Origin of the sequence: Ignavibacterium sp., from assembly GCA_032027145.1 — a bacterium.
GTDB lineage: Bacteria > Bacteroidota > Ignavibacteria > Ignavibacteriales > Ignavibacteriaceae > IGN3.
Map to the genome: position 1 here is coordinate 1,388,504 of JAVSMP010000001.1, position 19,516 is coordinate 1,408,019.

Here is a 19,516-nt window from a genome sequence, read left to right on the forward strand (position 1 = left end):
TTTGTATACCATAAATAATTAATTAGAAAACTCTGTAAAGAAGAATGAATCTCCTACTTGAATTTTGTCTTTTGATATTTCGTCAAAAACATTAAAGAAAAAGTTAACTTTATATCTGCCATCAGCTTCGCGTAAACCGCCGTTTTTATCAAGCCAGGAATCAAAAGCATTTTCGGTATTAGCAATTTTTAGCGAAACATTATAAATCAGATTTCCATTGCTATCTTTTATTGGGCCTGTAACAGATATTGGTCCTGTATATGTAACTTTAAGCTGATCAGGTCTTTGATCTATTATTGTAACTTTAAATACTGTTATTCTTTGAAGTTCTTTTACATATATATTAGCAGCGTTCATTTTCGTTGTAACTCTTTCAATTTTCACTTCAGGCGGTTTGTTTGGCAGAACTTTTATTCTTTCTTCCTGCGATCCGAATTTCAACACCACTTCAGTTTGATCAGTCAAATCAAATCGTTTTTCCTGTCCAGCAGGAACTGTTACAATTGGTGTATTTAAGTTTTTAGGATCATAAATGCTTGCCGGAACTGTTCCGGTGTTGCGTGCAATATTCCAGGTGTATTGTATAAATGTTTGCTTTACAGATATTGGAGACTGAAGAAGAGTTTGCTCTTCAACCTTCTCTTCTTTCTTTTGATCTGGCGGCAGCGGTGGAACATAATCTTTTAACACTTCAAGTTTTTTGTTTAATACAGCTAATTGTTCGCGCATTTGTTCATTTTCTACAACAACATTAGGATCAATTTTGATAGAAAAATCTATTCCAAGTGCATAAAGAGAATCCAATACTGAAATAAGAGAATCTCTAACAGATTTGCTTACAGTTTCTTCTTCTAATGCAACTCTCCGCAAATCAAGATCAGCCCCTTTTAAAGCAAGTACAGTAATTACGAATATGTATAACACCTGATAGATAACAAATTTACTATCTCTGTTTTTATTTAACATTTTTTTTCTTCTTTATTTCTTTACAACTATTGCTTCTAAATGTTTTAAACTGGCAAGAGTTTTTTCATCACTCAATGAATGAGAAGCCTGATTTATTGAATTTGCCAGGGTATTTAGTTCTGAAATTTTTTGAGAACTTATGCCTTCATATTGATTAATTTTATCAGCTAGTGCACCAATCGCGTTGAAATTGACTTTCATTATTTCACTTAGTTTTGCAGACTGCTCAACAAGCATCTTGAACTTTTCAACCTCTGCTAATGACAGATCAGTTCCAGAGCCAAAACCGGTGCCGGGCTGATTTAACTGCTTAAGCAGATTTTTGGAATTTTCAACCTGAATTCTTGAAAAATATTTTTCTTTGATATCAGAAACGTGATTAACTATTGTCTGAAACTCTACTCCAAGCTGGTCAAGAACAGGTTCAAACAGTTTACCAAGAGCTAATACTATTAGTGCCTTTATTTCAAAAGGTACTGATAAACCTAAAAATACTTCTTCACCAAGTTTAATGCTTATTAACAAAATAGCCGCACCTATCAAAGGTAATGCAGTTGCAATACTATCGATAATACTTGTATAAGAGTTAACTATTCTGTCAATTGTACCACTGGCAGGGGTTCTGATAATTTCAAGTTTAAGTTTATTGTAAGCAAAAAAAGCTAATAACACAAATAGCGAATATGAAACAAGAGGAAGCCACCAGAATCTAAAAGGTTCTACATCACCTGTTACAGGCTGCCAACTTGGAAATAATGCTTTTGCAATATCTATAGTTATGTTTCCTAATATTGGTACTTCTGAAAGGTCGAGATAAAACGAGATGATTAGAGCTATTACTGAAATAATAGCTGGTTTAATCATAACTGTAAGTTTAATTTTTCTTACAGCTGATTTTGTATATTCTTCTAATTCCAGTTCCAGTTCGTTATTTGCTATATCCGGATTCAGAAGATTTTTTGTTATGTTTTCTTTTGGTTTTGTTGGTGAATTTGACATCAGTCTCCTCAATTATTTCAATTAATAAACTTTTATAACAATTATCATGTAAATAAATAACCAAAATTGTATCCTATATTGGCAATTATCATACCAGTTAAATAAATTTAACTTCCGGATACAATATTACTAACACTAAGAGCTTTGTTCGTTATATAATGAAAACATTTATTTTACTGCAAATACTAAAATTTTACTTTACCCGATTATATCTCAATTATAAAAATATTTAATTCATTTATAATTTTTTATACTTCCTCAAAAAAAAATTAAAAAAAAAAAGAACAACATTGAGCATTAGGTTAAAAATTCTTTACAGGTATGTAATAATTACCTTTGTAAATGACTAACATTTTAGGTAAAGAGTATGGTACAACAATTTTTTTTATCTTCGCATAAGTGAATTAAATTTCCCTTATATCAAAATGAATGTAAAATACCCAAGGTTACTAGAAATAAATTCAAGAGTTTGGATTAAAAAGTTTGGTGCAAAGGCAACCTTAGCTGATGTGCCTGACTCGCAAATAGATTTTTGGAAATCAAATGGTTTTGATTTGATATGGTTAATGGGCGTATGGACTAATAACAAAAGTGTTATTGCAGAATATTGTTTTGAACCTGAGCTAATTAAATCTTATACTGAAGCTCTAAAGGATTGGCGAAAAGAAGATGTAATCGGATCACCATATTCAATTGATAAATATGAGGTTAATAGTATTCTTGGTACAAAAGAAGATCTGCTCAATTTTAAAAAGCGATTGAACGAAGCAGGAATATTATTAATACTTGATTTCATATCTAATCACTTTAGTGCTAAATCATCTTTGATCTGGACGAATAAAGAAATATTTCTTCCTGCTGATGAGCACATCTTTAAAAATGATCCATATACTTTTTATCCATCGCCAGCAAATGATAATGAATATCTTGCTCACGGAAGAGATCCCTTATTCCCTCCCTGGAAAGATACAGCTCAAATTAATTTTTATGAACCTGAAGCAAGAAAGTTTCTTGCAAACATTCTTTTGGAGCTTACAGAACTATGTGATGGTGTAAGATGTGATATGGCGATGCTTCCGCTTAATAATATTTTTTACAATACCTGGATCGGTGTTTTAAAAAAGTATGGATATGAAAAACCAGAAAAAGAATTTTGGGAAGAAGCAATTGCTCAAGTAAAAGCTAAACGAGTTGATTTTCTCTTTATTGCGGAAACTTACTGGGATCTTGAGTGGCAGCTTCAAAAGCTTGGATTTGATTTTACTTATGATAAGAAGTTAACAGATAGGCTTGTTGGAGGTAATGTACAATCAATTCATAATCATTTACAGGCAGAAGAAGATTATCAGAATAAATCAGTCAGATTTTTGGAAAATCATGATGAAGAGCGAGCAGTTGTAAAATTAGGAAGAGAAAGATCACTTGCTGCTGCGGTTATAGCTGGCACTATTCCCGGGATTGCTTTATATTTTGATGGACAGTGTGATGGTAAAAAGATTAAGTTGCCTGTTCAGCTTGGCAGAGAACCTGAAGAAAAACAAGATGAAAAAATCAAAGAGTTTTACAGAAAACTTTTTAACATTACTAAGGAAGAAATATTTAAAAACGGAAAGTGGAAATTTTTGGATACAAACCCGGTAGCACAATCCGATTTTACTAATGAAAATTTACTTGCATGGGAGTGGCGATTAGATGATGATTTAAGAATCGTTGTTGTAAACTATGATAGTATTACTTCGAGATGCAGGTTAAAGTTTGATATTCCTGCAAAGCAGGATGAGATTGTGTTAAAAGACCTGATTAATAACAATACATACAAACGATCTCTAAAAGAAATATCTGAAAAAGGTTTATTTGTTGAGTTGAAGTCTTTTCACAGTCATATTTTTCAGATAATTTAGAATTAGCTAAGAATACCTGGAATAAATTTCTGCCTGAAAAATCTTTTTCTTTTTATAAATCAATAATTAAGTTAGTGCAACCAAAAACATAAATTGACATCTTACTGGATAGAATATGGCAAAAAAAACAAGTAACTCTAACAGAGAGCGAAAAACCGGAAAAAAAGCTGTTGAAAAAAAACCGCTTGTTGATCCTAAAACTAAAAATTTAATCTGGACCGTTATAACAATAATTGTTTTGTTAATATTTTTTATTGTAAACAATACAAGAAATGAACCGGAGGAAGGACCGTATCCTCCTGATTATAATCCTCAACAATTAAATAATTCTGAAAATTAGATAAAGGACAAACTATGATAATAAAAATGTTCGTTGGTTTAATACTGCTTATTAACTCAGTTACAGTTAATAATTCTGTTGAATATTCTAAACTATCAAAGACAGATGATTTATCAGTTATTATAAATCTTATTGATCGAAAGGCACCAGATTTTTCTTTGAAATCTGTTGATGGCAAAGTAGTTAAGTTTTCTGATTTTAAAAATAAAATCGTGATAGTTGATTTTTGGGCAACTTGGTGCCCGCCCTGCAGAAGAGGAATTCCGGATTTAATCTCCATTCAGAATGAATTTAAAAATGATGTTGTAATTATTGGTATTTCACTTGACGGAGATAAGACAATTAAAGATGTTCCGGGATTTATTAAAGATTATGGGATAAATTATCCTGTTGTGTATGGAGATGAAAAGACGGTTATTGCTTATGGCGGCATTGAAGCAATTCCTACTTCTTTTGTGATTGATAAAAAAGGCAATATAGTTGATCAGCACGTTGGTTTGGTTGATAAAAATGTTTATGTAAATAAGATAAAGGAATTACTTAAGAAGAAGTAATCACCAGTATTTAAAAATAAAAAATCCTTATTCATAAAAAACGAATAAGGATTTTTTTTGATCCGTTTTGTGAAGTGAGAAATTTTATAAACCATCTCTTAAAAATCTTGGTTCTTCCAATGTAAGCATTACAGAAATCCTGTGTGAATCATCCAATCTCTCAATAGCAGACTCATTAAATCTGGCAAATGAATAATCAATATTCAGTTTAGGTAATTTAACACCGGCGCCAACTGTAAATTGTTTAACATCGTTATAACCGCCTCTGATATATATGAGATTTTTGAATGTATATTCAAATCCTGCATGCATATCAAAACTAACCGGACCTAAATTAAAGTTGGAAGCAAATTGTCTGTTTTCAAACCTAATATCAAAATCTAATGCAGGCATTAAATAACCACCCAAAAATTCAGCTACTTTATAAGCTGCGCCAATTTTAAGAGTAGGTGAAACAAGCTCGTTTCTACCTGTATTCCACGCTATCAAAGTAGTGGTTGCATCCTGCAGGTTTGCGCCAAGAAAGAGATTTTCCATTGGGATATAATAAGCTCCTACATCAAAACCTATTCCTGTTGCACCAAACTCTGCCAAGTCTCTTCTTATAATTTTTGCATTAACTCCCCAATAAAAATCCTCTGATTGTCTTTTTGCAAATGTAAGATAAAAAGCCCAATCCTGGTTGCTGAATTCAGTAATTCTGGAATAGTCTAATCTATCATCATTTATATCAATAATGCCATCGCCGTTTGCATCAATAAGAGCATTTCTCGTATCTGGTATTCCATCAACACCCAATCTCATTGCACTTACTCCAAAACTCATATCACCCTGAAATGGAATAGCAACTGAACCGTAATCATAATTTACAAGATTTCCGAATTGCTCCGAATGCATCAATGCAAGCTGTGGATAATTCAGGTTTGCAAGCCCTGCAGGATTGTAATAACCGGATGTAACATCATTAGCAACAGCAACAAAAGCCCCTCCCATACCAAGAGCTCTGCCTCCAACGCCAAGCGCCATAAACTCACCGGCGTATTTTGCAATTACTGTTTGTGCATTTATTGTTGAAGCAATAAAAAGTAATGATGAGATTATTAAAAATGATTTTTTTAGCATATACTAAATCTCCTGTCAGCAAAGGTTATAAACTTGGTTGAGAAAATTAGCAATCTACGTGTTAATGTCAAGGCTAAATTATTTAGAGGAAGAGCTTGTCTTCAATCTGAATACAAAAATATTTCAAAAACTTTCGCTGATTGACAATTATTACTTTACTTTTCCCTGATTAGCAACTGCTGCTGCAGCTTTTGCTATTTCTTCCTGATTGCCAAGATAATAATTTCTTATTGATTTTAGGTTTGAATCCAGTTCATAAACTAAGGGAATTCCTGTCGGAATATTCAGTTCCACTATATCCTTTTCAGAAACATTATCAAGATATTTTAATAATGCCCTCAGACTGTTCCCGTGTGCAGTTATCAATACTTTTTTACCTGATTTGACCATTGGTGAAATTGTATTTTCCCAATAGGGAACAAAACGTGCAACTGTATCTTTTAAACATTCTGTTAATGGAAGTTCATTCTCTTTCAATTCGGCATAACGTGGATCTTTGCCAGGGAATCTGTCATCACTTGTTTCTAATGCCGGAGGTTGAATATCATAACTTCTTCTCCAGATTTTTACCTGATCTTCTCCGAATTTTTGTGCTGTTTCTGCTTTATTTAATCCTTGCAGTGCTCCATAATGTCTTTCGTTTAATCTCCAGTTACGGATAACAGGAATCCACATTAAATCTAATTCATCAAGAGTTATCCACAATGTTCTGATAGCCCTTTTTAATACCGATGTATAAGCGATATCAAATTTATATCCTTCTGATTTCAGAACCTGTCCGGCTTTTTTTGCTTCATCCAATCCTTTTTCAGATAGATCAACATCTGTCCAGCCGGTAAAGCGATTTTCTTTATTCCAGCTACTTTCACCATGACGCAGCAAAACTACTTTATACATTTTATCTCCAGATTTTAAGTTTAAATTTTAAGCTGTTAATCAAAAATACGGAATGATGTTCGAAGTAAAAAAATGTTTAACAATCAGAAAATAATTATTAAACCTTTGCAGTAATAATTAAATGACCTTGCTGACGTAAAGTAAACCTGTTCCGGAGAGGTATTACACAAAGACTCTGATACAAGTAATATCAACTGAGTAAAATCATAACAGAATTATACAGAGAATGTAAATTGTACGGATAATACAGAGCATATTTTATCTGTTAACATATAGTGTCAAATCAAACTGAAACTCTTAAGAATCAAAATACCTGCTGAAATTGTAAAGACAGATCCAAGTGTTGTTATCATAATAATGTTTCCTGCAAGTTTGGAATTTGCCCCCATCGCATCAGCCATAACAAAACTTGCTATTGCGGTTGGACAGCCGAAAACAATAAACAATATCCCAAGGTCGTTGCCTCTGTATCCGTAAAAATATGCAATAAGAGTTAATATTGACGGCAGTAAAATTATTTTTATTGTTGATGCTGTAAAGGCAAGTGTTGAAGCTTTTTTGAGATTCTCCAGATTCAGCGATCCGCCGATTCCAACAAGTGCAAGTGGTAAAGCAAGTTCTGCAAAATAGTTACCTGTTGATTCTAATAATGCAGGCAGTTTTAATTTGAAAAAAGAAATTGGAAGAGAAACGAGAAAGGCAAGTATAAGCGGGTTTAATAATATTTCAAGTGTAATAGCTCGCATTTTAATTTTTCCCTGATGCTTCGGAACAGTTAAAACAATTACCGCAAGTATATTGTAAACCGGAAGCAAAAAAGCCAATACCAATGTAGCTTTACCTAAAGCTTCTGCACTGAATAAATTAGAGATAATTGCAAGTCCAACAATAGCATAGTTGCCCCTGAAAGCTCCCTGAATAAATGCACTTTTATCTTCGGGTCTTTTTATAAACGGGATAGTGCCGAGCCAGATAATGATATAGGTAAGTATAGTTCCAAGTATAATAAAAATTATTTGGTCAGCATCAAAAACTTGTGTCATGTCTAATCGTGCAATTTCCAGAAAAACGAAAACAGGTAATGATATCTGAAATACAAACTTTGCTGTTACATCAACAAATGCTTCATTAATTATTTTTAGTTTTCTGGCAAGATATCCTACTGCAATAATCAGAAAGACTGGTGCAACAATGTTTGCGGTAAATACAATATTATCAAACATTTTTTATGCTTTAAATTAATTGTTTTTTAGTGATTCAATAAGTGATTTAAACTTTTCAGGTACCTGAACAAGTTTATTGGTGTTATAATCAAAGAAAGCTATACCGGTTTTAACACGCGCAATTTCTTTTCCATTTGATTTATTAGTTATTTTAAAAAAGAAATCGCATCCTGTTTTAATAAAGTTATCAACTGTAACATCAAATACAAGAATATCGCCATGATATCCTTGGGATTTATACTGAATTGCAGCATCAAACATTATTATTCCTGCGCCTTCAGTATCAACTTCACTATATCCCCAGTTTTTAAGGAATAATATTCTTGCCTCATGAACCATTGATAAAATTGAATCATTACTTAAGTGCCCGGCAAAGTTTACATCATAAACACGGACAGAAATATCTGTTATAAATAGAAACTTGCCCGGCAAGTCAATTCTGATTCTCTGCATTGAATCCTCATAATTTTTTTTTGCAATGTAAAAATAAAGAAAAGGGAATAATGATTTAGTAAAAAATATAGTTTATCAGACTTCTGGAAAATTATTCTTAAAATTAAAAAGCTGGGAATGCCATTCGGTTTAAAAAAGAAGAATTACCACAGTCTCGCGTTATTTTGAATCTGTTATCAGTTAGGATTTGCTGTTTATACTATTTGATAAACTGTAATTGGATTAGGAACTCCTTTTATTGTAATATCATCATGATTTATAGGTTCATTTTCCAACGCTACTCGTTTGTAAACTTCATCTGAAATAAGAATGACAGAGTTAAGCTCTTTGTTTATCTGTTCTAATCTTGCAGCAATGATTACAGGTTGTCCGGTAACAGAATACTGTTTTCTCTCGCTGGTACCAACATTTCCTGTAACAACTTCACCGGCATTTATTCCAATTCTGATAACTGTATCAGGAAGCAATCCTTTTTCATTTCTGCGTTTAAGTTCTTTATAGATTTCGAGAGAAGCATTAACAGCTGATTGGCAATCATTTTTGTGTTCAATTGGTGCACCGAATATTGCCATTAATCCATCACCCATAATTTGATTAACTATACCTTTATGTTTGTTTATAATTTCAATCATAAAAGAAAATACGTTGTTTTGATATGCAATGATTTCTTCAGGCGATTTATTCTGGGCAAAGATTGAAAAATTTCTTATATCAATAAACATTATTACAGCAAATCTAGTGCGGCTTTGAACTTCATAATGATTCTCTACAAGCTCATCGACAATTTCCCTTGATATCTGTTGACCGAATAATTTTTGAATTTCATTTCTTTCGGATTGAGCTTTGTAGTATTTCAATAAACCTCTTTTTATATGAACAGTAATTAATCCTGCTGTATGTCCTGAAATAAACAATAATGCAGCTGTTCCGATATGTATTGGAAAGATTGATAAGGAATCAAAAACTTCCGAAGGTCTACTGGTTAAATACAAAGCTATTATAATATACTGTAAAGCCGCCATAGTGCCTGAAAATAAACAGAGTTTAAAATCAAGTTCTAACGCACTAAGCATTATTATTAAAAAGTAGAGAAGTGAAACAGGCGTAAAAAGCGGATACATTGATGGTAAATTGAATGAGTAGATTATAAGAACAACACTGGGGATACTTATTTCAGTAAAGGCATTGATATATCTTATTAATATAAAAGCTTTTACCCCGTATTTATTCCATTTTTTTGCGGCGCGGCTTACAAAGATTGCTCTTACAAATATTACAGCAAGAATAAGAAGAGTAATTTCAATTGTGATTGAAAATTGAGAAACATCTTTAAAGTGTTTTGCAAAAGCAATTGATAACAGTAAAACAACAATAATCAGGAAACCAATTATTCCTGCAAGAACTTTTGAACGGAAGCTTTCGTTAGAAATTATTTCTTCTGTAAAAATTTCTTCAAAGATTTTCTCATTAGTATTTTTCATTTAGTCTGATAATTATTCAAAACCAAAAAATGATCCTTATTTAAATTTTATTTTCAGTGAATCAATTCACTTTCTTACAAACTTGTAAACCTTAGTTTATATAAAAATAAACCATAGAAAATTGTAGTAAAAAAACTGAATGATGAAATTTAATAAATAACCTGAATAAATCTCTAAATGTTTCAAACTCAGTTATCAGAAATATTGTTTTTTTATGGTGTTTGAGAAACTGCAAGTTTGTTTTTCTTTGAATCTTACTATTGGGGCTATGAATCCAATAAATTTGTTGTTAAACACTTCTCTCAAGTTTTCAAATATCTAACTATCCGTGCCAAATCTGTTTAATAATTTTCAAACAATTAAAAGCATCTGATTATAATATTAGATTTATCAATCTCAAAATTACACTTGAGAAAATCAGTTAAGTAATTCAGCTTAAATATTTTAATGTTTCAGTTTAAGTTTCAGATATTCACCGATTAATATTGCTGTTGGATAGGTTACTTCTTCTTCTTTTTTATCGTGCAATTTCAGATATGCAGCAAATATTGCAGAGTCAAATTACCTATCAGCAGGTTTAAGCCTTGTATAAGTTCGCCTTCTCCAGTCCGATGAATGCGCACTACAGTTTCAAAGAAATATATATCGGCAAGCTCCCGAGTTTCTTTGCCAGATTTTCTGACAGCAATAGTTTTTTCATAAGCATTTTTATATAATCTTCATAAGTTTACTGCACCATATAAAAACATAATTTACATTATGGGATTTAATCGCTTTAATAGCTGTTTTAACAACCAGCCATCTATTTCATCGCAATGAACGGAGGCACTGCTGCCTAATAAAAATATATTTACTAATACCAACAAAGAATTTTTCAAAATAAACTAAAGACTTGGTCTCTTAAAAAATCCTTTCATAATATCAACTCTCACTTAACCTAAAATAACTCAGATTAAATCATTGAACTATTGACAAAATTTATTTTTTTTTGCATACTCAAAATGCATGATCAACGAACATTTGTGTATAAAATCCCTCCCGGCTGAAAGCTCCGTCAATTCTCAGTAATAGGTTATTCATAAATATTCTTAGCCCTCCACCTGCACTCCATTTCATATCTGAATGTAAAGTTAATAAATCCCAAGCAGGTGCAACTCTGCCAATTTCTCCAAAAACAGCAAACTGCAGCCAGTGAACATTTAGCCCTTCTGTAACCGACCAATAACCAAAAGGATTCCAGTCAATGATTTGTCTATATTCTGCCCCGTAATAGATAGCAGCTCTGTCATTAAATCTTCCCTCATAAAAAGCACGCAAACGATACCTTCCGCCGAGATAAGCTCCGGTGTAAGGAGGAGGACGATGATATTGTTTGATTTCATTTCCATTTAGTTCTGTCCCAATCACATCGTAACTGTTCCAGGTAAGAGTGTTGATAGTCCAAAAACTTAATGCCAGTACTTTTGGAAGCGATTTTTTATCAGAAATAATTTCGTGAAGAGGCAGATACCATCTTAAATCAGTTTCTACAACGCTCCAGGGTGTCATTGTATTAAACCAACCGAAGTCTCTTCTGAAAGCAAACTTTTGAAAGCTACCACGTGTTGGATTAACATAAAAATCAGTGTTTTCTCTCGTTAATGCAAATTCAATTCCGTTTGTAGCTAATGAAACTCTCTTTCTGTAAAATGGTTTTATATCAATGAAAGTTCTACCGCTTTTGAAAGGGTTCCAATGAGTTCCCCCCATCTCACCGGATTTTAAAATTCCGTTTTCAAGTTTGGTTGAAAAATATACTTCATCTTTACCATGTCCAACAGGAAGCAGAAATCTGAATTTAATTTCGTACCATTGATCATAACCACTTGCTTCTATGTAGTCATTCTTATCCGATTCATTACTACCTGCTCGAAATTGTGGATCACTCCCAGGTGGAGAGTTCGGCGGATCTTTGTAAATATTTATAACGCCAAAGTATCCGCCAAGTAAGTCGGGGGTTATATAAATTCGCGGATAAAATGGCAGATAAAATTCTCTGAATTGAATAAACCCGTATTTAGTCCCGTTTGTGCTTATCAGACCGCCCGCATAAAGAGACATATTACTCTGCGATAGACCTTGAACTCCAATAAATCCACCAACTGCCCAGCCAAATATTTCGCTGTAAAGTGCAAATGGCAGGGCAGAAACTGTAACATTGGATATTTCTATCTCAGCAGAGTCTCCTTCAGTGGAATTAGTTTTGTAATGACTTTTTTGTGAAGATAAAGAGTCGGAAACTGCTTGTGCGTTTACTTCCAAAGCAAAACAGACAGCTAATATTAAAAAATAATAGATCATACTTATTTAAAATGTTAGTTTGTATTAACAGTATAATTGGTTAAGATAATATTCTGATATGCTGCAACTATACCATTTATTCGTAACAATCACTCTCTTCCACAATATGCTCCACACCATTAGATTCAAGATGAGTAATGGGTGTTTCGTTCATCAGTTTTCTTAAAGTATTTTTTAATTTCATTGATTGAATAAATAGATCATGTTCGGGAACAACATTTTCTGAATGCATTGGACTTTTGAAAAACAGCGACATCCATTCTTGAATACCCTTCATATTACTGCGAAGTGCCAAATCTGCAAAAAGAATAACATCAAGCATAATTGGTGCAGCAAGAATTGAATCGCGGCATAAAAAGTTAATCTTCAATTCCATTGGATAACCGAGCCAGCCAAAAATATCAATATTATCCCAGCCTTCTTTATTATCTCCGCGGGGAGGATAATAATTTATTCTAACCTTATGGTAGTAATCAGAGTAAAGTTCTTCGTAGAGTTCCGGCTGTAATATTGAATTAAGGACTGATAATTTACTTTCTTCTTTTGTCTTGAATGAGCCGGGGTCGTCAAGAACTTCACCGTCTCTATTTCCTAAAATATTGTTAGAAAACCAGCCGTTTAATCCCAGCAGCCTCATCTTTAACATGGGTGCAATAACAGTTTTTATCAGCGTTTGACCAGTCTTAAAATCCTTTCCAGCAACCGGAACGTTCATTTCGTTTGCAAAGTCAACTATTGCAGAAATATCAACACTTAAATTTGGCGAACCATTAACATAGGCAGCTCCTTCGGCTACTGATGCAAAAGCATAAAGCATACTTGGAGAAATATCTGGATCATTATTAATCATTCCACTGATAAAATTCTCTTTTGTCGAATGAACTTCCTTCTGTTCAATATAAGTTTCTGTACTGCCTGCCCAAATAACCACAATCCGGTCGAGAGAGTTTGTTTTCTTGAAAGACTGAATATCCTCTCTTAATTGCATCATTAAATCATATTTGTTTTTACCGGTTTTGATATAGCTGCCTTCTAATCTTTTTACAAAATTATGATCGAAGACTCCCCGCATTGACTTTATAGATTTTAATTCATCGGCAACATTGTTTAGATCAGTATCATTAAGTACCTTGGCATATTTAGCTGCTTCCAGAGAATTTTCATCTCTGATATCCCAGCCGCCGAATACTAAATCCTCGATTGCAGTAAAAGGTACAAAATCTTTAATGAATGGGAAATTATGATCAGACCTTTTCCCGATTCTGATTTTTCCCAATTGGGTTAATGAGCCAACGGGACGAGCTAAATTTTTTCTGATTGCAAAAATGCCGGCTAAAAAAGTTGTGGATACAGCTCCATTCAGTCCAACAATCAGAACGCCCAATTTGTTATCTGGTTTTTCAATTTTATAAGCTTCCATTTTATACTCCTATCTGTATTTTGTTAAAATATTCTTTAGTTCAAGCTTTCTAATAATTCAGGTAATTTTGTTATTGAATCTATTTTATAATCTGCACTACCATTGTCTGGGGGTGCATTCCAGCCTTTGTTCTGAACCCAGACAGTAAAACAACCGATTGCTTTTGCCGGAATAATATCATTTTCATAAGAGTCACCGATCATTATTGTTTCTTTTGGATCTGCTTCCAGATCATTCAATGCAGTTTTAAATATTTGTTCGTTAGGTTTTCTTACTCCGAGTTTTGTAGAATCAATGACAGAGGAAAAATATTTTTTTAGAGATAGTTCCTGCAGAACTGTTTCAAGATTGCCATAGTAATTGGAAATTATTCCAAGTGAATATTGCGGCTTCAGATTTTCAAGTAATTCTTTAGATTTAATTATTGTAGTAATGACGTGTCTATAGCAATACTCACTCAGTTCATATACAATAAAACTGAAGTACGATGGCAGAAAAAAATTGTTTTGCAGATATTCCAATTGATAAAACAATTGTTTCTCTAAGGTTTGTTTCAGGTTAAATTCAGGCTTTATAATATTCACTATTTTTCTTTCAGAATAGATAAATGCCTGTCTTAGATTTTCTTTTGTAACCGGTATATGGAAATGGACATAGGTCTCCCAAAATAATTCACTCCAGTGAATCCCATCTGTGTCGAGGGTTCCGCCAAAATCAAACAATATAGTTTTCATCAATTAACACCTTATTAATTTCTTTTTTAGTATTTCTTTTATCTGTAAACACCATTAAAAGTAAACCGATCATTATCCAGAATAATTCCCTTATTCTGTTAACCAGCCCTATATAAACGCCTAATAAAGGAATAAAATTCAATAACTGCAGAGTTAGGTAAAGACCGCCTTCTTTAACTCCGACTTCAAAGGGAACAATGAATAGAAGATTTGAAATAATAGATGCGCCCGCATTAATTAATAACGAATCAAATAAAGTCGGCGAATAACCAAGCGCAATCAGAATGAAATAAAACTCAAGAGTGCCTATCAGCCGGGATAGTAATTCAAAAATATTAGCTGCTAAAAAACTACCCGGGCGGTTGTTTAATAATTCCTTTATGTTCTTATCAACATCATTTAAGAATTCCTCTTTATCACGGATAGTTCCGTTAAATTTTTTTAGCAGCGGTAGTTTAACAATAAAGTAAGCAAATGATTTTGTTACACCATTTTTATATCCTTTGATAAAGAAATAAGCAGCAGCAAGAAATACTGCAAGACAAACAGTTATAATTAAGTATGCTGTTCCGGAAACAGGCAGCCAAAAATATATCGCGGCTATTGCAGCTATCCAAAATAAAAATGACGATAAGAAGTGAAGCATCAGATATGAAATCGTTACAGAAAGCGCCCTGTTTAAACCTAAATGTTTTTTTAGTGCAATTACTTTATAAGGTTCACCGCCAAGATGAAAAAACGGAGTCATATAATTCAAAGCATAACTGCTTATTGTAATGGAAAACAAATCAGAAAAAGAAATTCTCTTATCGTTTATTATGTAATTCCAAGCAACTGTATTGAAGAAATATATGAACAGCCAAATCCCTATAATCAGAGCAAAATACCAGCCGGTTTTTTGAATATTATCGATGATATTATTTATTCCGAAATCCCAGATGAGATAAACAAAAAAAGCAAAGCCTAAAATGAACAAAATACTTTTTGTTTTATTTTTCATTTTAACTCTTAACATCGTACAACTCAGATGATCTTAAACATTCATTCAATAAGTAAACAGACTGGTATGCCTCATCAATCCACTGCACATTTTGTTTCTTTTTATCAACCGCATCGAAGAACTCAGAAAACATTTTCACATAAAGCGCTGAGTAATGTGATTTTTCTGATGCATCCGGAACAACCAATTCTTCGGTTATATCTGCAGAAGTTTTCAACATCTTATTACCGCTCTGATAAAACAAGCTTCCGTTTGAACAAACTGCTTTTGCATCATTATGCCTTTTATCTGCTGCCCAGGTAACTGTTATTTGTGCAATACCTTTTTCTGATTCATAAATTACTGCCGCAGTATCTTCAGATTTATAATTTGAATGACTAAGGGTTGTTAAGTGTGAAGATATTTTAATCGGTTTACCAAACATCCAGTTAACCAAATACAAGTAATGGATTCCTGTGTCAATTAAAACTCCGCCGCCTTCTGTTTGTGCTGATGTTCGCCACTTGTTAAGTGTGGATTTTAATCCGGTATCTGCTTGCAGGCGGAAAACATTAAATTGGGCAAGTACTTTCTTGGATGCACTTTGTTCATCTATGAATTTTTTAAAATTTATCCATACCGGAGAATATTTATACTGATGACACGGTATAAAAATATTTCCGCTTTCAAGAAGCATCTTTTGTATTTTTTCAGCCTCACTTAGATTAAGAACGAAAGGTTTTTCACATATAATATGGAGATTGTTTTCAATGCTTTTCTTAATTATATCAAAATGAAATTCCGGGGGACAGGTTATATCTGCAAAATCAATTTTTTCATTGTTAATTAGTTCATCGAATGTAGTGTAGAATTTTATTTCAGGAAAATTTCTTTTGTTCTCTTTATAGTTTTCAATTACAGGTTCAACCGCTGCAACAATTTTTGCCCTGTCTTTTATATTGTCATTTTTATATGCATCAAGATGATTTGTTTGCGCAATATTACCGAATCCTATTATAGCTCCATTAAGCATAGACGTTCTCCACATTTAATCTTTTTGCTTTATCAAGTATTTCCTGCGAGTTCTGCTCGTGTTTATATACTACCCATATAAGCAGGATATTCAGTATTGAAATTTCAAAAATGAAATACAGCTGCAAATAACCGGTAAGTATTGATAAGAAAAGAACCATCATTCTTGTATTAGTTGTAAGGATATTATAATACTTAATAAGTTTTTTATTCTTTTCACTGAACATTTTCTGTATTTCAGCAGGCAGTTGATCGGGAAATTGTCTGGAAACAAAAGTGATTAAGTTTATAGATTTTTTAGAGAAGTATTCCTGTTCAATCGTATAATTTATATAGACTCTCATCAGAAATTTTTTAATGAAATGCTTTCGCCAGCTAAGTTCTTCGTAAAGCAATTGAAGCTCATTAGATTTTACAACTTCACTTTTGTTTTCACCAAAAACCATATAGAGATAATAATTACGATAATAGTCTGCCATAGCAGATTGTAAAGAGTGGCTGATACCGGCGATTATTGCAAGCAGAAAAATAGTGTACGAACTTCCGGACTCTATTAACCTGAAGCATAAATGAATGTAAATACTAATAAACCATAAATTACCTCCGAAGCCGTCAAGTATTCTTCCATACATACTTTTTCTGTCAGTCATTCGTGCAAGCTGTCCATCGGCACTATCTAATGCTTCGGCACTGATAAGCATTAAAATACCGATCATATTTATCATAAGATTGTTATAATAAAAAAGATGTCCCGCGATTACTCCGATAAAGATGCTTAATATTGTAACAGCATTTGGAGTCATTCCAATTTTCTTAGAGCCGAGTGCAATTAAATAACCAAGCGGTCTGTAGAAAATTTTATCCAGCAGTTCTTCGGTTTCTCTCGATTTAAATGTATTGTCAATTTTTGATTTGAGCTGAGACATATTCAAAAACCTCTTCCATTATTTCTATTCCTTCTTCAGCAATATCCTGAGTAATTACCAAAGGAGGGTTTATTCTGATATCAGGATTATAACCCATAATTATCAATCCACGCTTTAAACATTCCTGAAAGATCATTTGAGTGTATTTCTTATCCAATTTTTCATTACTGTTTTTATTCTTAGTCAGTTCAATACCAATCATTAACCCTTTACCGCGAACATCAGAGACGAAATCGAATTTCTCCTGAAATGCTTTTAATCTTTCAAGCATAAATGCGCCAACCTTTGCAGAGTTTTCAACCAATCCATCTTCGATGATTATTTTTAATGTTATATATGCCGCTGCCGATGCAATTGGATTTCCACCATAACTTGAGGAACTGCCGGACGGATTTGCAAATGGTTTTGCATTAATAATTTCTTCGTTTGATAGTAATCCCGTCATAGGAAATCCGCCGCCAAAACCTTTTCCAATTGTTATTATATCAGGGACAATATCATCGTGCTGACATCCGAACATTTTTCCGGTTCTTCCAAAGCCTGTAATCATTTCATCAACAATTAATAATGCTCCGATTTTATGCGCTGTCTTTTGAAGTTCTGCTAAATATCCTTTTGGCGGAATCACATTTCCATTAGTGCCTTGTATTGGCTCAACTATAAAAGCTGCAATTTGATTTGTGGTTTCATATCTGATTTTATCTTCAATAAACTTTACACATCTAAAATCACAGACAGGTAATGTTTCATTGAAAGGGCAGTGATTACAGTTTGCATAGGGTGTAGAAAATGTACCAACAGGCAAGGGACCTAATCCATTTTTAAATGTATCACTAAGTAAACCCAATACACCCATTGTCTTTCCGTGGAAACCGCCCCAGAAACTTATAAACTCATATTTTTTAGTATAAGATTTTGCAAGCCGTAATGCAGCTTCAACAGCTTCTGCACCGCTGCTGTAGAACTGACTTCTGTTTAAATCACCCGGACTTACTTCTGCTAAAAGTTCAACAAGTTTTGCTCTAGATTCTGTAGTAAAACTACCCACATGGATTTTAGCAAGCTGGTTGGAAAGATATTTGACATACTTTGGATGATTGTATCCCAGACTCGCAACGCCTACGCCGGCAAAAAAATCAATAAATCTGTTTCCGTCAATATCTTCAACTAAAGCACCTTCTCCTTTTGCTGTAACAATTTTTGAAGATGTTGCGATTGTTTGAGTTCCGGGTGCAATAAACTTTTGTTCTTCATTAAATATCTTTAACGAATTACTGCCCGGTATTTCAGTTTTTATTAGTGAATACTTTTTTGTCTTTTTAGTTTTGGTTAACATAATCTAATACCTTTCTATGAATTAATTTTCCAATAGCTTCAGCAGCTTTATCTCTAACCGGTGCAAAACTTGGCCAATCATTAACATCAATAACAGAAATTGATCCTGTTGGTGAGATAATAACATCACCGCCAAACACATCCAGCCCTAAGATTTTTGCTGATAAAAAAGCTAATTTTTTAAGTTTATCCACATCAAATGGAATGTGATTATTCCCATTCAGATAATACCAATAGAAATATTCTTCCTCATTTATACCATAAAACTTTATAGTATCACCCGGCAAATGCTCCTGAATAATTGCATTTTTAATTCCTCTTCTGATAAACTCTTCTAATGTGGTTAAAAGTTCTCCTTTCGAATAGATGAGAGTAACATCTTCTTTATGTTCAGCATGAACATCACCTCTTTTGAGCCAAAGTTTTTTTGCACCGAATAGACCGAAGTAATCTTCTGAGATATTGCTATCATTTAAAAAAATACTTTTGGGAAACGGAACTTTGTGGTCTGTCAGCATTTTTATCATAGTAGTTCTGTATGAGTTTAATGAAGCAGTTGGAGAGTTTATAATAAATCTCCCTTCCGATTCTAATTCTTTTAGCTTTGATAATCCGGTAATGCCTTGAGCCATTGAGAAAATATAGTCTTCCTCAATTCCGTAGGTTTCAATAAATGATTCATCGTAAATTGAAACTTTATGACCGAATGTCTTTAATACTTCTGCTGTTATGTTCAGTATTAAAGAATCGTTTGTAATATGATTTGGTGAATAAAGCTCTTTTCTTTTAACACCTGCAAAATTTAGTCTCATAA

At 33.0% G+C, this 19,516-nt stretch carries 18 protein-coding genes; 3 read left to right on the plus strand and 15 right to left on the minus strand.

Annotation, left to right across the window (positions count from 1 at the left end):
- Window positions 1-18 precede the first annotated feature (18 nt).
- Both ROY99_05635 and ROY99_05640 read right to left on the minus strand, forming a co-directional pair.
- The gene (locus ROY99_05635; protein ID MDT3695855.1) at window positions 19-966 is read right to left on the minus strand and encodes a hypothetical protein; all 948 of its coding nucleotides are present in this window, start codon (window positions 964-966) and stop codon (window positions 19-21) included.
- A 12-nt stretch (window positions 967-978) separates the two neighbouring features.
- Entirely contained in the window at window positions 979-1,965 is a 987-nt protein-coding gene (locus ROY99_05640; protein ID MDT3695856.1) for a hypothetical protein, read from the minus strand.
- Between the two features lie 425 nt (window positions 1,966-2,390).
- Here ROY99_05640 and ROY99_05645 point away from each other — a divergent pair, with 425 nt between their 5' ends.
- The 3 genes from ROY99_05645 (at window position 2,391) to ROY99_05655 (ending at window position 4,760) form a co-directional block, all read left to right on the plus strand.
- Complete coding sequence (locus tag ROY99_05645) at window positions 2,391-3,866, plus strand: alpha-amylase family glycosyl hydrolase (protein MDT3695857.1); 1,476 nt, start codon at window positions 2,391-2,393, stop codon at window positions 3,864-3,866.
- 115 nt (window positions 3,867-3,981) lie between these two features.
- Window positions 3,982-4,206 carry a hypothetical protein gene (locus tag ROY99_05650; protein ID MDT3695858.1) on the plus strand — a complete coding sequence of 75 codons (225 nt, stop codon included), beginning with the start codon at window positions 3,982-3,984 and terminating at the stop codon, window positions 4,204-4,206.
- Window positions 4,207-4,220: 14 nt separating this feature from the next.
- Entirely contained in the window at window positions 4,221-4,760 is a 540-nt protein-coding gene (locus tag ROY99_05655; protein ID MDT3695859.1) for a TlpA disulfide reductase family protein, read from the plus strand.
- Between the two features lie 84 nt (window positions 4,761-4,844).
- Here the strand turns inward: ROY99_05655 and ROY99_05660 are convergent, their stop codons facing one another.
- The 13 genes from ROY99_05660 to ROY99_05720 form a co-directional block, all read right to left on the minus strand.
- The gene (locus ROY99_05660; protein ID MDT3695860.1) at window positions 4,845-5,882 is read right to left on the minus strand and encodes a PorV/PorQ family protein; all 1,038 of its coding nucleotides are present in this window, start codon (window positions 5,880-5,882) and stop codon (window positions 4,845-4,847) included.
- Between the two features lie 150 nt (window positions 5,883-6,032).
- Window positions 6,033-6,779, minus strand: a complete 747-nt coding sequence (gpmA, locus tag ROY99_05665; protein ID MDT3695861.1) for a 2,3-diphosphoglycerate-dependent phosphoglycerate mutase — start codon at window positions 6,777-6,779, stop codon at window positions 6,033-6,035.
- 278 nt (window positions 6,780-7,057) lie between these two features.
- The gene (locus ROY99_05670; GenBank protein MDT3695862.1) at window positions 7,058-8,002 is read right to left on the minus strand and encodes an AEC family transporter; all 945 of its coding nucleotides are present in this window, start codon (window positions 8,000-8,002) and stop codon (window positions 7,058-7,060) included.
- A gap of 15 nt (window positions 8,003-8,017) precedes the next feature.
- Window positions 8,018-8,455 carry a thioesterase family protein gene (locus ROY99_05675; protein ID MDT3695863.1) on the minus strand — a complete coding sequence of 146 codons (438 nt, stop codon included), beginning with the start codon at window positions 8,453-8,455 and terminating at the stop codon, window positions 8,018-8,020.
- A gap of 194 nt (window positions 8,456-8,649) precedes the next feature.
- On the minus strand, window positions 8,650-9,936 hold the full coding sequence (locus ROY99_05680) for an adenylate/guanylate cyclase domain-containing protein (GenBank protein ID MDT3695864.1): 1,287 nt from the start codon (window positions 9,934-9,936) through the stop codon (window positions 8,650-8,652).
- A 996-nt stretch (window positions 9,937-10,932) separates the two neighbouring features.
- The gene (locus ROY99_05685; protein MDT3695865.1) at window positions 10,933-12,276 is read right to left on the minus strand and encodes a BamA/TamA family outer membrane protein; all 1,344 of its coding nucleotides are present in this window, start codon (window positions 12,274-12,276) and stop codon (window positions 10,933-10,935) included.
- A gap of 76 nt (window positions 12,277-12,352) precedes the next feature.
- Complete coding sequence (locus ROY99_05690; protein MDT3695866.1) at window positions 12,353-13,696, minus strand: inositol-3-phosphate synthase; 1,344 nt, start codon at window positions 13,694-13,696, stop codon at window positions 12,353-12,355.
- A 35-nt stretch (window positions 13,697-13,731) separates the two neighbouring features.
- Complete coding sequence (locus ROY99_05695) at window positions 13,732-14,430, minus strand: HAD family hydrolase (GenBank protein ID MDT3695867.1); 699 nt, start codon at window positions 14,428-14,430, stop codon at window positions 13,732-13,734.
- Window positions 14,411-15,430, minus strand: coding sequence for a lysylphosphatidylglycerol synthase transmembrane domain-containing protein (locus ROY99_05700; GenBank protein ID MDT3695868.1), 1,020 nt, complete (start codon window positions 15,428-15,430; stop codon window positions 14,411-14,413). The genes ROY99_05695 and ROY99_05700 overlap by 20 nt, the downstream gene beginning before the upstream one ends.
- Window position 15,431: 1 nt before the next feature.
- The gene (locus ROY99_05705; protein MDT3695869.1) at window positions 15,432-16,442 is read right to left on the minus strand and encodes a Gfo/Idh/MocA family oxidoreductase; all 1,011 of its coding nucleotides are present in this window, start codon (window positions 16,440-16,442) and stop codon (window positions 15,432-15,434) included.
- Window positions 16,435-17,367: a CDP-alcohol phosphatidyltransferase family protein gene (locus ROY99_05710; protein MDT3695870.1), complete on the minus strand. Its 933-nt coding sequence runs from the start codon at window positions 17,365-17,367 to the stop codon at window positions 16,435-16,437. The genes ROY99_05705 and ROY99_05710 overlap by 8 nt, the downstream gene beginning before the upstream one ends.
- Window positions 17,342-18,703 (minus strand): aspartate aminotransferase family protein, encoded by a 1,362-nt coding sequence (locus tag ROY99_05715; protein ID MDT3695871.1) that lies wholly within the window; start codon window positions 18,701-18,703, stop codon window positions 17,342-17,344. Before ROY99_05715 ends, ROY99_05710 begins: the two co-directional genes overlap by 26 nt.
- Window positions 18,687-19,514, minus strand: a complete 828-nt coding sequence (locus ROY99_05720; protein MDT3695872.1) for a hypothetical protein — start codon at window positions 19,512-19,514, stop codon at window positions 18,687-18,689. The genes ROY99_05715 and ROY99_05720 overlap by 17 nt, the downstream gene beginning before the upstream one ends.
- Window positions 19,515-19,516 lie beyond the last annotated feature (2 nt).